This is a genomic window from Lichenicoccus sp. (genome assembly GCF_965276875.1).
Classification (GTDB): domain Bacteria; phylum Pseudomonadota; class Alphaproteobacteria; order Acetobacterales; family Acetobacteraceae; genus Lichenicoccus.
Genome location: NZ_OZ255701.1, coordinates 168,523 through 181,141, shown reverse-complemented (window position 1 = coordinate 181,141; position 12,619 = coordinate 168,523). Strand labels below are relative to the sequence as shown.

General features: G+C 65.9%; 15 protein-coding genes. 4 read left to right on the top strand and 11 right to left on the bottom strand.

Annotated elements, in window-relative coordinates:
* The first annotated feature begins 19 nt into the window (after window positions 1-19).
* Window positions 20-1,672, top strand: a complete 1,653-nt coding sequence (gene treA, locus ACQY4K_RS00935; RefSeq protein ID WP_428392635.1) for an alpha,alpha-trehalase TreA — start codon at window positions 20-22, stop codon at window positions 1,670-1,672.
* Window positions 1,673-1,718: 46 nt separating this feature from the next.
* Here treA and ACQY4K_RS00930 read toward each other — a convergent pair whose 3' ends face one another.
* Both ACQY4K_RS00930 and ACQY4K_RS00925 read right to left on the bottom strand, forming a co-directional pair.
* On the bottom strand, window positions 1,719-1,940 hold the full coding sequence (locus tag ACQY4K_RS00930) for a hypothetical protein (protein ID WP_428392634.1): 222 nt from the start codon (window positions 1,938-1,940) through the stop codon (window positions 1,719-1,721).
* 3 nt (window positions 1,941-1,943) lie between these two features.
* Window positions 1,944-2,486, bottom strand: coding sequence for a hypothetical protein (locus ACQY4K_RS00925; protein ID WP_428392632.1), 543 nt, complete (start codon window positions 2,484-2,486; stop codon window positions 1,944-1,946).
* A 267-nt stretch (window positions 2,487-2,753) separates the two neighbouring features.
* Here ACQY4K_RS00925 and ACQY4K_RS00920 point away from each other — a divergent pair, with 267 nt between their 5' ends.
* A complete protein-coding gene (locus ACQY4K_RS00920) occupies window positions 2,754-3,083 on the top strand; it encodes an FtsB family cell division protein (RefSeq protein ID WP_428392630.1) in 330 nt (109 codons plus the stop codon).
* Window positions 3,084-3,092: 9 nt separating this feature from the next.
* On the opposite strand, the gene rpmG is transcribed toward ACQY4K_RS00920, so the two are convergent.
* Entirely contained in the window at window positions 3,093-3,260 is a 168-nt protein-coding gene (gene rpmG / locus ACQY4K_RS00915) for a 50S ribosomal protein L33 (RefSeq protein WP_428392628.1), read from the bottom strand.
* Between the two features lie 87 nt (window positions 3,261-3,347).
* Between rpmG and ACQY4K_RS00910 the strand changes: the two genes are divergently transcribed.
* Both ACQY4K_RS00910 and lexA read left to right on the top strand, forming a co-directional pair.
* Window positions 3,348-4,553, top strand: coding sequence for a molybdopterin molybdotransferase MoeA (locus tag ACQY4K_RS00910; RefSeq protein ID WP_428392626.1), 1,206 nt, complete (start codon window positions 3,348-3,350; stop codon window positions 4,551-4,553).
* 144 nt (window positions 4,554-4,697) lie between these two features.
* Window positions 4,698-5,441: a transcriptional repressor LexA gene (lexA, locus tag ACQY4K_RS00905; protein WP_428392624.1), complete on the top strand. Its 744-nt coding sequence runs from the start codon at window positions 4,698-4,700 to the stop codon at window positions 5,439-5,441.
* Here lexA and bioD read toward each other — a convergent pair.
* The 8 genes from bioD to ACQY4K_RS00865 form a co-directional block, all read right to left on the bottom strand.
* Window positions 5,435-6,115 carry a dethiobiotin synthase gene (bioD, locus tag ACQY4K_RS00900; RefSeq protein ID WP_428392622.1) on the bottom strand — a complete coding sequence of 227 codons (681 nt, stop codon included), beginning with the start codon at window positions 6,113-6,115 and terminating at the stop codon, window positions 5,435-5,437. The two genes, lexA and bioD, sit on opposite strands and share 7 nt — an antisense overlap.
* Complete coding sequence (locus ACQY4K_RS00895; RefSeq protein WP_428392620.1) at window positions 6,103-7,275, bottom strand: aminotransferase class I/II-fold pyridoxal phosphate-dependent enzyme; 1,173 nt, start codon at window positions 7,273-7,275, stop codon at window positions 6,103-6,105. The genes bioD and ACQY4K_RS00895 overlap by 13 nt, the downstream gene beginning before the upstream one ends.
* Complete coding sequence (locus tag ACQY4K_RS00890; protein ID WP_428392618.1) at window positions 7,272-7,730, bottom strand: molybdenum cofactor biosynthesis protein MoaE; 459 nt, start codon at window positions 7,728-7,730, stop codon at window positions 7,272-7,274. Before ACQY4K_RS00890 ends, ACQY4K_RS00895 begins: the two co-directional genes overlap by 4 nt.
* Window positions 7,727-7,978 (bottom strand): molybdopterin converting factor subunit 1, encoded by a 252-nt coding sequence (gene moaD, locus ACQY4K_RS00885; RefSeq protein ID WP_428392616.1) that lies wholly within the window; start codon window positions 7,976-7,978, stop codon window positions 7,727-7,729. The genes ACQY4K_RS00890 and moaD overlap by 4 nt, the downstream gene beginning before the upstream one ends.
* Before the next feature lie 16 nt (window positions 7,979-7,994).
* Window positions 7,995-8,579: a hypothetical protein gene (locus tag ACQY4K_RS00880; RefSeq protein ID WP_428392614.1), complete on the bottom strand. Its 585-nt coding sequence runs from the start codon at window positions 8,577-8,579 to the stop codon at window positions 7,995-7,997.
* Between the two features lie 132 nt (window positions 8,580-8,711).
* Entirely contained in the window at window positions 8,712-9,311 is a 600-nt protein-coding gene (pgsA, locus tag ACQY4K_RS00875; protein ID WP_428392612.1) for a CDP-diacylglycerol--glycerol-3-phosphate 3-phosphatidyltransferase, read from the bottom strand.
* A 39-nt stretch (window positions 9,312-9,350) separates the two neighbouring features.
* The gene (gene uvrC, locus ACQY4K_RS00870; RefSeq protein ID WP_428392611.1) at window positions 9,351-11,225 is read right to left on the bottom strand and encodes an excinuclease ABC subunit UvrC; all 1,875 of its coding nucleotides are present in this window, start codon (window positions 11,223-11,225) and stop codon (window positions 9,351-9,353) included.
* Between the two features lie 310 nt (window positions 11,226-11,535).
* Window positions 11,536-12,570 carry a dipeptidase gene (locus ACQY4K_RS00865; RefSeq protein ID WP_428392609.1) on the bottom strand — a complete coding sequence of 345 codons (1,035 nt, stop codon included), beginning with the start codon at window positions 12,568-12,570 and terminating at the stop codon, window positions 11,536-11,538.
* Between the last annotated feature and the right edge of the window lie 49 nt (window positions 12,571-12,619).

The following is a 12,619-nucleotide window of genomic DNA, read 5'->3' as shown; positions in this document are numbered from 1 at the left end:
ATAATCGAGGACGCGTCTGATGCGGCACCGTGACCAACTGCCTTTCCGGCAACCATGGGTGGTGGCTGCTTGCGTAGCAGCGACGTTGGCAGCAGCTCCGATCGCCGCTCGCGCGCAGACGGTCGGGCCGGATTATCCAACGCCGCCCTCCATCGAATACGGGCCGCTCTACAGCGCCGTCGAGCTGGCACCGGTCTTCACCGACAGCAAGACTTTCCCCGATCTGCTGCCCTTGAGCACTCCTCAGGCCATCGTCGCAGCCTTCCAGTCAATGCAGACGCAGCCTGGCTTCAATCTCGCCATGTTCGTGGCGGCCAACTTCACCGGTCCTATCCCTGCCGGGCCAAACGTGCAGCCGGCGGCGCCTGGAACGACGCTGCTTGCCTATGTCTCAAGTCTCTGGCCTGTGCTGACCCAGACGACCAGGACAGTCCCTGCCTACTCGACCTTGTTGCCATTGCCTTATCCATACGTAGTACCCGGCGGCCGATTCAGGGAAGTGTATTACTGGGACTCCTATTTTACGATGCTTGGACTTGAGGGCGACGGGCAGCAGGTTCTGGCGCGCGACATGCTCAAGGATTTCGCGTTCGAGATCGACAAGTATGGCCATATTCCGAACGGCGACCGAAGCTATTATCTCAGCCGCTCGCAGCCGCCGTTCTTCTCCCTGATGGTCGAACTGGTGGCGCGGACCGACGGGATTGCCACCTATACGCGCTACCTGCCGGAAATGCTGGCGGAATACGACTATTGGATGCAGGGAGCAAACACGCTCACCCCGAATACGGCGAGGCGCAACGTAGTCAAGCTGGCTGACGGCACGGTGCTCAACCGCTACTGGGACGCGCGGGACGTTCCTCGTGACGAGAGCTACCGTGAGGATGTCATCACCGCCTCGACGGCCACGCGGCCGGCACCCGTGGTGTATCGGAACCTGAGGGCAACCGCGGAGTCCGGCTGGGATTTCAGCTCGCGCTGGCTGGCCGACGGCAAGACTCTGCAGAGTGACCGGACGCTCGACATCCTGCCCCCGGATCTCAACAGCCTGATGGCCCATCTGGAGCTCTCGATCGGGTACGCCTATGCGGTCAAAGGCGACCTGGCGCAGGCAGCCTCCTTCCTGAAACGCGCGATCACCCGTACCGGCGCGATCGACAGATTGATGTTCGACACCAAAGCCGGCGCATATACCGACTATCTATGGCGCCAGGGCAGGACAACGGGTGAGCTGACCGCGGCCTCGCTCTATCCGCTGTTCATCGGCATTGCCTCGCCCGACAAGGCGCTGATCGTGGGGCGGGCGATCCAGGATAAGCTGCTTGATGTGGGAGGCCTTGAGACCACTCTGGTCCAGAGCGGCCAGCAGTGGGACCGGCCGAACGGATGGGCGCCGCTGCAATGGATCGCGGTGCAAGGCTTGCGCCATTATGGAATGGCCGCCTTGGCGAAAACCATCGCACAGCGTTGGGTCGCCAAGAACATCGCCGGCTATCAGCAGTCAGCCAAGCTCGTCGAGAAATACAACGTGACCACGACGGGAGGCGACGCAGGCGGCGGCGGCGAATATGCAACGCAGATCGGGTTCGGCTGGACCAATGGTGTCCTGATTGCGCTGACCAACATCTATCCGGATCTGAAGACGAAGGCGGCGGCCGCGGTTGCGAACTAGGTTGACAAGAATGCTGATAGAATAAGCAAACTTCTGAACCGGCACATTATAGATTGATCGGACTCGCCAGTTTTCCGAAAAGATCGATGAAGTCTGACGGACGCAAAGCCAGCGCACCTTCGAACGGGTAATCGAGAAGTCTACCGACAACCAGAATGCTGACGATGCTGATAGCGAAGCAGACGGAGATCACAGCCGGCGTGCCCTTGTATTCAAGTCCCGAAAACGCCACGAACAGCATCAGGATGATGGTGAAGCCGATCAGCACGCACTATAACGCCACCGGGATACCGTTGCTGGCCTGGAAGATGCGTGTCTCGCGCTGCTGGTGCGCCTGCGCCAGAAGCGACAGGATCTCCCCTTTCCTCAGGGGAGTAGGGCTTAGCTGCTTGAGGTTGGCGACGGCGGCAATCAGAATGTCCAGCTTGCGATCGGTCTCGGCGTTCTCGCCACGCCGCCGCGCCATGACCGGCCACTCCTGGTAGATCACGGATTTGAGGTAATCCCGCTCTTTTTGCAGGAGCGCCTTGGCTGGCGCGGGCGGCAGTGTGGCCATCAGGATGGCTGCACCATGCAGGGCGCCGACCTCCAGATCGATCGCTTCTCCCGCTGTCTTATACTCGTCCAGGACCTCGCTGAAGACGAAGGCCAGGAGAACGGCAAAGACAACGCCGATCTGAAGAAAGACGGTTGAGCCTACCTCGTGGTGATGACGGCGAAACTCGACACCGAAAGCCCGGTGAATGATGCGGGTCAACAAGGCCGCAACCACGCCGACACTCAGGAGGATCAGGCCGGCCGTTCCGTAAGTCATCGGAGCACGTCCCTGTGACATACCAAGCGCCAAATTGTGATACCCGAATCAGCGGGTTGATGTCACGGCGCCGGGCGCTTCACAGGACATGTCGTCATGGATGGTCCGACCAGCACACAGCAAGGCGTGTGATCCTGTTGCATCCTACGCAGGTCGCCTCCGGGGGTCGTAGCCGGGAATGTCTCTGATTCATGTCGCCCGCGCAGAAAAATCACTTGCGCTGCAACGCTTGCTCACGGAGAAGAGAGCGGGTGCCGGGAGGTGGCGATGGACTTCGGTCGTGCCGTGAAGCGTCGGGTCAAGGCCGCCTTGCCGCCGGCGTTCTTTCTCTCCCTGGTTGCCTATTTCGCCTGGAACACCGATCAGGGGCCGCATGGTCGCCGGACTTACACGGAACAGTTGTCCCTGCTCAAACAGGCCCAGACCGATCAGCAGGCAGCACTTACAGAGCAGGGATCCTGGTCGCAGCGGGTATCAGGACTGCGCGACCGCGGCCTTGATCTCGATACGCTGAATGCGCGCGCGCGCGCGATGCTCAATCTCGCCGATCCGCGGGACATCGTCGTGCCCTATGGCCCGCGCGACAAGCTTTACTAACCAGCCGGACTATTTGATCTTGGCTTCCTTGAAGGCGACGTGCTTGCGCGCCACGGGATCGTATTTGCGTAGCTCCATCTTGCCGGTCTGCGCGCGGGCATTCTTCTTCGTGACGTAAAAATAGCCGGTGTCCGCGGTGGACACGAGCTTGATCTGGATGGTGTTCGACTTGGCCATGACAATCCTCGGGCACACTGCGGGGCGCGGCAAAATGCGCATCGCGCCCCCTGGCGTCAAGCGAATCCCGCGATGGGCTGCCCTGACATGCTGAGCGTGGAGGATGCGCGGGCGCGCATTCTCGAGCCGCTGACGCCGCTCTCGGCCGAATTCGTCGCCCTCGACTTTGCCTGGGGCCGGGTCACCGCGCGGCCGGTCGCAGCCCGGCTGTCCAATCCGCCCGCCGACATCTCGGCGATGGACGGCTACGCGGTGCGCGCCTGCGACACCGGCCCAGGCGCTCGGCTTGCGATCATCGGCGCCGCACCGGCCGGGCATCCGTTCACAGGCGCGATGAGCACCGGCGAAAGCGTGCGCGTCTTTACCGGCAGCGTCATGCCGGCAGGCAGCGACGCTGTGCTGATCCAGGAGAATGCCAGCCGCGACGGCGATCGCCTGACAGTACACGAGGCGGTCGCCGCGGGTCGCCACATCCGTCGTGCCGGCCAGGATTTTGCCCGCGCCGATATCGTACTGCCGGCCGGACGACGTCTCGGGGCGCGCGATATCGGCGTCGTCGCCGCGGCCAACCATGCCTGGGTCGCCTGTCACCGGCGCCCGATCGTCGCCCTGCTCGCCACCGGCGACGAGGTGGCCTTCCCCGGTGAGCCAATCCCGCCGGGCGGCATCGCCAACTCCAACACACCGATGCTCGCGGCCGTGATCCGTGCCGCCGGCGGCGAGGCGCTGGTGCTGCCGCCCGTCGCCGACAACATCGCCGCCATCGCCGGCAGCATCGACGGGCTGCGCTGCGATATGCTGGTGACCATCGGCGGCGCCAGCGTCGGCGACCATGACCTCGTCCAAGCCGCACTCGCCGAACACGGCCTTGCCGTGGATTTCTGGAAGATTGCCATGCGTCCGGGTAAGCCGCTGATGCACGGGCGGCTGCAACGCGACACCCCGGTGCTCGGTCTCCCCGGCAATCCTGTCTCGGCCCTGGTCTGCGCGTTGCAGTTCCTGCTGCCGGCGATCGCCCGCATGACCGGCGACCGGGCGGAGATCCTGGAGCGTGACAGCGCGGTGCTCGCCGCACCGGTTGGCGGCAACGATCAGCGCGCTGACCATCTTCGCGCCTCGCTCACCCGCGATACAGCGGGCGGCTATGTGGTCCGCGCCTTCGACCGCCAGGATTCCGGCATGCTGCGACGGCTCGCCGACTCCGAGGCGTTGATCCTCAGGCCGCCGCATGCACCGGCATTGCCGGAGGGGGCGCGGGTCGAGATCATCCGCCTTGATCGTTTCGGACTGTAATTTAAAGGACCGGGACATAAACGTCCAGGATCGTTGCCTGGGGCGCTTGACGTCGGCGCGTGAACTACTATAGCACATCCTTTGTGTTTACCGTTTGTTCCGAGCGATCCGAACAGGCTGTGGTCTGCTTTCCAGGGGGTTGCCATGCTCACGCGCAAGCAGCATGAGTTGCTGAGCTTCATCGACCGGCACCTGAAGGAGACCGGCTTCTCGCCCAGCTTTGACGAGATGAAGGACGCCCTCAGCCTGCGCTCGAAGTCCGGCATCCACCGGCTGATCTCGGCACTCGAGGAGCGCGGCTTCCTCAGCCGTCGGCACCATCGTGCCCGCGCGCTCGAAGTGCTGAAGCTGCCCGAGCATGGCCTGCCCCCGCATGGCCTGCTCGGGCAAAATGCCGGCGAGATCACCGTGCCCACCGTAGAGGGTGCGTCGCTGTTCGCCCCCAACGTCATCAAGGGCGATTTCAGCCAACGGCTGCAGGGCGTGCGGGCAGCGGCCGACGCTGCGGCGGTGCAGTTGCCGCTCTACGGACGTATCGCTGCGGGACTGCCGATCGAGGCGCTGCGTGACACCGGCAATCACATCCAGGTGCCACTGGCGATGCTGGGCACTGGCGAGCACTACGCACTCGAGGTGGCCGGCGACTCGATGATCGAGGCCGGCATCCTCGATGGCGATACGGTCATTATCCGCAGGGAGGAAACCGCCGAGAACGGCCAGATCATCGTCGCCCTAATCGACGATACTGAGGTGACGCTCAAGCGTCTGCGTCGACGCGGCAATGCAATTGCGCTGGAGCCGGCCAACGCACGCTACGAAACGCGGATCGTCCCGCTCGACCGGGTGCGTGTCCAGGGGCGCCTGGTGGGGCTGCTGCGAACCTACTGAACCCGGTCCGCGCCGATGATGTCGGCGAGCGGCGGGATCAGCCGCGCGAGACGCATCACGCTTGCGGCGTCGAGGCGTTCGGCCCAGGGCAGCTCGGCGAGGATCCTGACATCGCCGTGATGCACGATGGTCTCTCTGTTGCCGGTCAGAACCGGCCCGCTGATCACCACGCCCGCGACCGCCAGACCCCTGTTGCGCAGCGCCTCCAGGCTGAGCAGTGTGTGGTTGATGGTGCCCAGCGTGCCGCGCGCGACCAGCACCACCGGCAGGCCGAGTTGGCCGATCAGATCGATCATCATCGCCGTCTCGTTGACCGGCACCAGCAGACCGCCGGCGCCTTCGACGACCAGCGGGCGGGCGTTGACGGACGGCAGACGCAAGCACGCGAGGTCGATGACGGCATTTTCAAGAGCGGCCGCGGCGTACGGTGAGAGCGGCGCCTGCAGGGCGGTGTGCGGCGGCACGACACGCTCGGCGCCGATCCCGGCCAGACGCATGACCGTCTCGCTATCGCCCGCCTGCTCGGCGAGACCGGTCTGCAGCGGCTTCCAATAGACAGCCTGCCAGGCGCGGACGAGACAGGCCGCAACCAGGGTCTTGCCGACATTGGTATCGGTGCCGGTCACGAACACGCCACGCCGAAGTGCGGCGCGGTCGGCGGTCAGGCCAGACATTCCGGCAGCAGCGCGATCAGCCGATCGATCGCGGCTTCCTGATGCACGCTGCTCAGCGCAAAGCGGATCCGGCTGGCGCCCGTGGGCACCGTAGGCGGGCGGATTGCGACACCAAGCACGCCGTGCCGGGCCAGCGCCGCACTGGCCGCGAGCGTCCGCTCGGCTGTGCCGAGCAGCGCCGGCACGATCTGGGTCGAGGAGTTCGCGGTATCGATGCCGAGCTGTTGCAGGGCCGCGCGCAGGCGCGCCGCTTGGGTTGCGAGATGCGCGCGCTCCGCGTCCATCACCGGCACCAGGTCCAGGGCCGCGTCGATCGCGCCGAGCACCGGCGGCGGCAGCGCAGTCGTATGCACGAAGCCGGAGCAGGCGTTGAGCAGGTAGTCGCAAAGCAGCCGCGAGCCGGCCACATAGGCGCCAAAGCTGCCCAGCGCCTTGCTGAAGGTGCCCATCACCAAGTCAACGCCCTCGACACCGTAGGCAAGTCCCCGCCCCTGAGGCCCGAGCACGCCGGTTGCATGCGCCTCGTCGACGTAGAGAAAGGCGTCAGACGCGCGTGCGATCGCAACCAGGGCGGCGAGATCGGCGCGGTCCCCATCCATGCTGAACACGCTCTCGGTGACGATGCAGCGCGCGCCGGGCTCGCCTGCACGTTCGTCGAGCAGTGCTTGCAGGTGCCCGAGATCGTTATGCTGAAACCGTATCTGTCGTATTGATGCGGCATTGCAGCCGTGATGCAGGCTGGCATGGTTGAGCCGGTCGGTGAACACCAACGGCGGTGCCGGACCGCTAAGCGCCTTGATCAAGGCCGGCAACACCGAGGCGTTGGCTTGCCAGCCGGAGGCGAACAGCAAGGCCGCCTCGCTGCCCTTGAAGCGCGCAACCCGCGCCTCGACCGCCAGATGCAGCTCAGAGGTGCCGCTGACCAGGCGGGACGCCCCGGCGCCGGTTCCATGAAGCGCCCCCCATTCGGCACTGCGGACACTCAGCGCGGGATGCCGGCTGAGCCCGAGATAGTCGTTGGCCGACACGTTCAGCAGACACGCGCCGTCGCGCATCACCCAGCCGGGTTCGGCCGGTATCGCGGCGTGCAGACGACGACGTCCGGCACGCGCCGCCATTGTCTGCAACGCCTCCGCGAACACGGCGTCATGGCGGCTCACGACCAGCGGGCGACCGCCGCCTCGTCGTCGGCGCGTGCCTCGACCCAGGCCTTGGTGCCGTCCTCGAACATCTCGCATTTCCAGAACGGCGCCTGCGTCTTCAGCCAATCGATCAAAAATTCAGTCCCATCCAGCGCCGCCTGGCGGTGGGCGGCCGCACTCAGCACCAGCACGATCGGCGCACCCACAACAAGGGTGCCGGTACGGTGGATGACCGTGCAGCCGAGCAGGCCGAAGCGTGCCACCGCGGAGTGTGCGATCCGCTCGATCGCGCGCTCGGTCATCGCCGGGTAGTGCTCCAGCCGCAAGGCAAGCAGACCAGAACCGCCATGCGCCACGCGACCGCGCACCACGCCGACGAAGCAGCCGATGCCGCCGACACCAGGCTGCTGGATTGCCGCCATCTCCGCGCCGACATCGAACGGCGCCTCGCCGACGGCAATCCGGATCGTCATCCGCCGGTCACCGGCGGGAAGAAGGCGATCTCGTCGCCCGGCGCGATACGCGTCGCATCGGTCGCGAACTCCTGGTTGACCGCGGCACGGATCCGACTGCCCTCGGCGAACGCCTCCTGGTGCCGCGGACTACGGGCGCGCATCCAGTCCAGCAGGGCACCGACATTCCCGACTGCCGCCGGCAGTGCCACGGTCTCCTCGGCGCAGCCGAGGCGGTCCTTCAGCCAGGCGAAGTAGAGGACACGCAAAGTCGCCGTCACCTCTCTATTTAGGCGGGGTCTTGACGGTCTTTACCGTGCCGTTCGGCTCGATCACGGTCGAGGTGCCGTCGCCATTGGGGATGATGATCGGCTTGGTCTCGCCGGGCGCATTCTTCAAACGCAACCCAGCCGCGGCGTCCGGCACCGAAGTGTCCAGCGGGCCGCCGCTGCCGGAGAAGCCGTCGGCGTCGCCGCCCGTGCTGCTGCCCGTGTTACCGCCCGTGTTACCGCCCGCGTTACCGCCCACGTTACCGCCAGGAGGCGCACCATGCGCGATCATGTCGCTCTCGCCCATGCTCATGCTGCCGCCGTCATGCAGGGACGACCCGCCATAGCCGGGCATCGACCCGAGCCCGTTGCCCTGCGTGCGGGAGACATCGCTCAGGGTCGGCAAGGGCTGCGGCGGCCCAGGCCAGATGTTGCCCGGTTCTGGCAGGATCGCCGATTCCGCGGGCGCCCGGCCTTCCGCCCGTTCGGAGGTTTCGCTCACGCCATAAGGCAAATTGGGGTTCATCCCGGGCAAGGTAATCGTATCGCCGAAGAACTTACCGAGACCTGAGCAACCGCTGAGAAGCAACGCCGCCGACATTATGAGTGTTCCACGCCATCCGTAGCGCCGCATATCCACATCCCCTCGCGGTTTGATAACCGCTCCCAGCGCGGGAATGTGCCTGCCTGGCACGGAATGCTCAAGCGAAGTGATAGTATGCCGTCAAAATGACTAACGCGCGCCTTTCGGGCGCACTGGAGCGTCCTTGCCGACATGGGCGAATCCGGTCGCGAGGTAGTCCCAGCCGGTGAGCAGCGTCAGCAGTGCCGCCACCCAGAGCATAATGCTGCCGATCACGGCGACCGGCAGGAAGCCCAGATGCAGGAGGCGGGCGGTGCTCGCACCCGCGAGCAGCACGCCGATCGCGCCCATCTGAAAGCCGGTCTTCCATTTTGCCAGCCGGGTCACCGGCAGGCTGACCCGCAGGCTCGCCAGATATTCGCGCAGGCCGCTGACCAGGATCTCGCGCAGCAGGATGACGATGGCCGGATACAGGCCCCAGAACGGCAGCCGCTGCAGCCCGGCGAGCACCATCAGCGAGGCGCCGACCAGCAGCTTGTCGGCGATCGGGTCGAGCATCCGCCCGAGATCGGAGAACTGCTTGCGGCTGCGCGCGAAATGCCCGTCCAGATAGTCGGTCACACCGGCGGCGATGAACACCAGGCAGGCAAGGCCATCGGTGATCGGCCGGTCCGCCACCACCAACGCCAGCAGCACCGGGATCGCGGCGATCCGGGACAAGGTCAGCACGTTGGGGAGGTCGGTCAGCATCGAGATGTATCCTCGCATGCGACACGCACCCGAGGCGACTCACATCGGATGGAAATGTCCGTAGACCGCACGCGCGGTCTCGCGGCTGATCCCGGGGGCGGCCTCGAGATCGGTGAGGCCGGCCTGGGACACCCCGCGGGCCGAGCCGAAATGGTTGAGCAGGGCACGTTTACGAGCTGGGCCGATGCCGGGAACCTCGTCGAGTTCGGAGCGTGAGATCGCCTTCGAGCGCCCCGCGCGATGGGTGGCGATGGCAAAGCGGTGCGCCTCGTCGCGCAGCCGCTGCAGGAAATACAGCACCGCGTCGCGCGGCGGCAGTTGGAACGGCGGCCGCTCACCGGTGTGGAACCATTCGCGGCCGGCGTCGCGGTCCAGGCCCTTGGCGATCGCCACCAGCTTGACGTCGGTGACGCCGAGATCGTCGAGCACCGTGCGCACCGCGGAATACTGCCCCGCGCCGCCATCGATGAGCAGCATGTCCGGCCAATCGGCCCGACCCATGTCAGGGCGACCTTCCTTGAGGGCGCGGCCGAAGCGACGCTGCAGCACCTCGCGCATCATCGCGAAATCATCTCCCGGCGCCACCGGCCCGCGGATCGCATACTTTCGATAGGCGTTGCGCGTGAAGCCCTCCGGTCCGGCGACGACCATGACGCCATAGGCATTGGTGCCCATGATATGGCTGTTGTCGTAGGTCTCGATCCGCTCCGGCGACGCCGGCAGTCCGAACAGCTCCGCCACCCCGGCCAGCAGCTTGGCTTGGCCCGCCCCCTCTGCCAGTCGCCGTTCGAGCGCCTCGCGGGCGTTGGTAATCGCATGCTCGATGACGCCACGCTTCTCGCCGCGCTGTGGCACCGCGAGCTCGACCCGGCGGTTCGCCTTGAGTGCCAGCGCCTCGGCGATCAGCGCCGCCTCCGGCACCTCGTGGCTCAGCAACAGCAAAGGTGGCGGCGGCTTGTCGTCGTAGAACTGGGCGATGAAGGCGGTGAGCACGTCGGCGGCGTCGGCGTCGCGGGCGTTCGCGGGGAAGAAGGCGCGATTGCCGTTGTTGCGGCCGCCACGGATGAAGAACACCTGCACGCAGGCCTGGGCCGCCGCCTGCCAGAGCGCGATCACGTCCGCATCCTCGATCGAGGCCGGATTGATGACGCCGCTGCCCTGGACATGGGTGAGCCCACGGATGCGGTCGCGCAAGGCGGCGGCGCGTTCGAAGGCGAGCGACACCGAGGCCTGCTCCATCTCGGCGGCGAGCTCCTGCTGCACGTGGCCGGCCTTGCCCGAGAGAAAGGCGCGCGCCTGATCGACCAGCCGCGCGTAGGACACAGCGTCGATGCGGCCGACGCAGGGCGCCGAGCAGCGCTTGATCTGGTGCAGCAGGCACGGCCGGGTGCGCGACGCGAACACCGTGTCGGCGCAGGAGCGCAGCAGGAACACACGCTGCATCGCGGTAACCGTCTGATTGACCGCCCAGGCAGAGGCAAACGGCCCCCAAAAGGTTGCCCCCTTGACCGGCTTGCCGCGATGCTTGGCGATCTGCGGGAAGGCATGGTGCTCGGAGAGCATCAGCCAGGGATAGCTCTTGTCGTCGCGCAGGGTGATATTGTAGCGCGGCTTGAGGCGCTTGATCAGGTTGGCTTCGAGCAGCAGCGCCTCCGCCTCGGTATGGGTGGTGACGATCTCCATCGAGACCGTCTCCGAGACCATCCGACGCAGCCGCTCCGGCAGCCGCGCTGGCTGTGTGTAGGACGCCACCCGTTTGCGCAACGCCCGCGCCTTGCCGACATAGAGCGCCTCGCCCTTGGCATCGAGCATCCGATACACGCCTGGCGAGAGCGGCATGGTCTGCAACGCCTGCTCGATGGCGTGAACACCAGGCGGGCTCGGGTCTAAAACAAGGCCGGCGTCTTCGGACATGGCTGCCTAACGTGCTGCAATGATCCACCGTTTCTGTGGATAAGTCTGTGGGCGGGGTGCAGACAGATCTCTGCCGGCGGCGGGAAAGCACGACTCCAACACATTGCCGCAAATTAAGGCAAACGGTGTAAGTCCTTGATCTCGCTGGTTTTGGCTGCGCCACCCTGTCACGGATCGGACACAGAACCGCATTGCGTTGGAAACAAAGGGAGTCAATCCCCGCAGGTGGACAAAAGTGGAGCGGTTGCTCACTCTATCGTTCGCGCAGGGTCGCGTTTCGTTCGCGCGCCGACGGCGTCTCGAAGCGTTGTCAGGTGGCCGGGACCTGTCGCGACTGCTCCGCCTGGCGCAGCAGCCGCAGGAAATTGCCTGCCCAGAAGGCGCTTATCTCCGTGTGCCCGTAGCCACGTCGCGTCAGCTCCACGGTGATCGCCGGGCTTTCGGCGGCATTGCGCCAACCGCTGATGGCGCCGCCGCCGTCGAAGTCCGAACTGATCCCGACATGCGCCACGCCGATCCGCCGGACGACATAATCCAGATGATCCACGAAGTCCGTGACGCTGGCCTGGTCGACGCCAGCCTTTGGCTTGAGGAAAGAGGGCATCGCGGTGATCTGGATCAACCCCTCGGTATCGCGCAGCGCGTCGAGCTGGGTGTCGTCGAGATTGCGCGGGTGCTCGCAGAGGGCGCGGACGCAGGAATGGGTCGCCACCACGGGCGTGCGCGAGTGCATTGCGGCCTGCAGCATCGCCTGGCGCGACAGATGCGAGACGTCGACCAGCATGCCAAGCCGGTTCATCTCCGCCACCGCCTCGCGCCCGAGCCCACTCAGGCCGCCATGCAGGGTCTCCCCGTCGCCGAGGTCGCGACGCGGGATGGCGGCGTCCGCGAGCACGTTATGGCCATTATGAGTCAGGGTCAGGTAGGCGGCGCCCTTATCGCGGAACGCCGCCAGCAGGCCGAGATCCTCGCCGATGGCGTGGCCGTTCTCCACCGCCGGGATGATCGCGATGACGCCTTCGGCATGCGCCTGCTCGATTGCGTCGGCGTTGACGCACAGCCTTGCCTCGATGCCATGGCGGGTTTGGCCCATCTCACCGATCGCATCGAGCATTGCCAACGCCCGCATGCCCGCGTCCTTGAAGCCCGCCGCGTCGCGCCGCCCCTGCGGCACGTAGGCGGCGAAGCAGCCCGCCGCGAGGCCACCGCGGCGCATCTTCGGCAGATCGACACGGCGCCTGGCGGTATCGGCGAACGGATCGTCATCCGGCCCACCCGGCCAGGGGATGTCGATATGGCTGTCGAGCGTCAGAATCGAGCGGTGGAGAGCGTCTGGGTCAATCATGCTACATCCAGGACACGCCACCGCGCCTCGTTGCGCAAGCTCTTGCCGA

Coding starts and splice junctions, on each gene's coding strand:
- ACQY4K_RS00880 (WP_428392614.1), bottom strand. CDS start 8,579: ATGTCGGCGGCGTTGCTTCTCAGCGGTTGCTCAGGTCTCGGTAAGTTC.
- uvrC (WP_428392611.1), bottom strand. CDS start 11,225: ATGTCCGAAGACGCCGGCCTTGTTTTAGACCCGAGCCCGCCTGGTGTT.
- ACQY4K_RS00890 (WP_428392618.1), bottom strand. CDS start 7,730: ATGACGATCCGGATTGCCGTCGGCGAGGCGCCGTTCGATGTCGGCGCG.
- lexA (WP_428392624.1), top strand. CDS start 4,698: ATGCTCACGCGCAAGCAGCATGAGTTGCTGAGCTTCATCGACCGGCAC.
- ACQY4K_RS00865 (WP_428392609.1), bottom strand. CDS start 12,570: ATGATTGACCCAGACGCTCTCCACCGCTCGATTCTGACGCTCGACAGC.
- ACQY4K_RS00920 (WP_428392630.1), top strand. CDS start 2,754: ATGGACTTCGGTCGTGCCGTGAAGCGTCGGGTCAAGGCCGCCTTGCCG.
- rpmG (WP_428392628.1), bottom strand. CDS start 3,260: ATGGCCAAGTCGAACACCATCCAGATCAAGCTCGTGTCCACCGCGGAC.
- bioD (WP_428392622.1), bottom strand. CDS start 6,115: ATGTCTGGCCTGACCGCCGACCGCGCCGCACTTCGGCGTGGCGTGTTC.
- treA (WP_428392635.1), top strand. CDS start 20: ATGCGGCACCGTGACCAACTGCCTTTCCGGCAACCATGGGTGGTGGCT.
- ACQY4K_RS00925 (WP_428392632.1), bottom strand. CDS start 2,486: ATGACTTACGGAACGGCCGGCCTGATCCTCCTGAGTGTCGGCGTGGTT.
- pgsA (WP_428392612.1), bottom strand. CDS start 9,311: ATGCTGACCGACCTCCCCAACGTGCTGACCTTGTCCCGGATCGCCGCG.
- ACQY4K_RS00910 (WP_428392626.1), top strand. CDS start 3,348: ATGCTGAGCGTGGAGGATGCGCGGGCGCGCATTCTCGAGCCGCTGACG.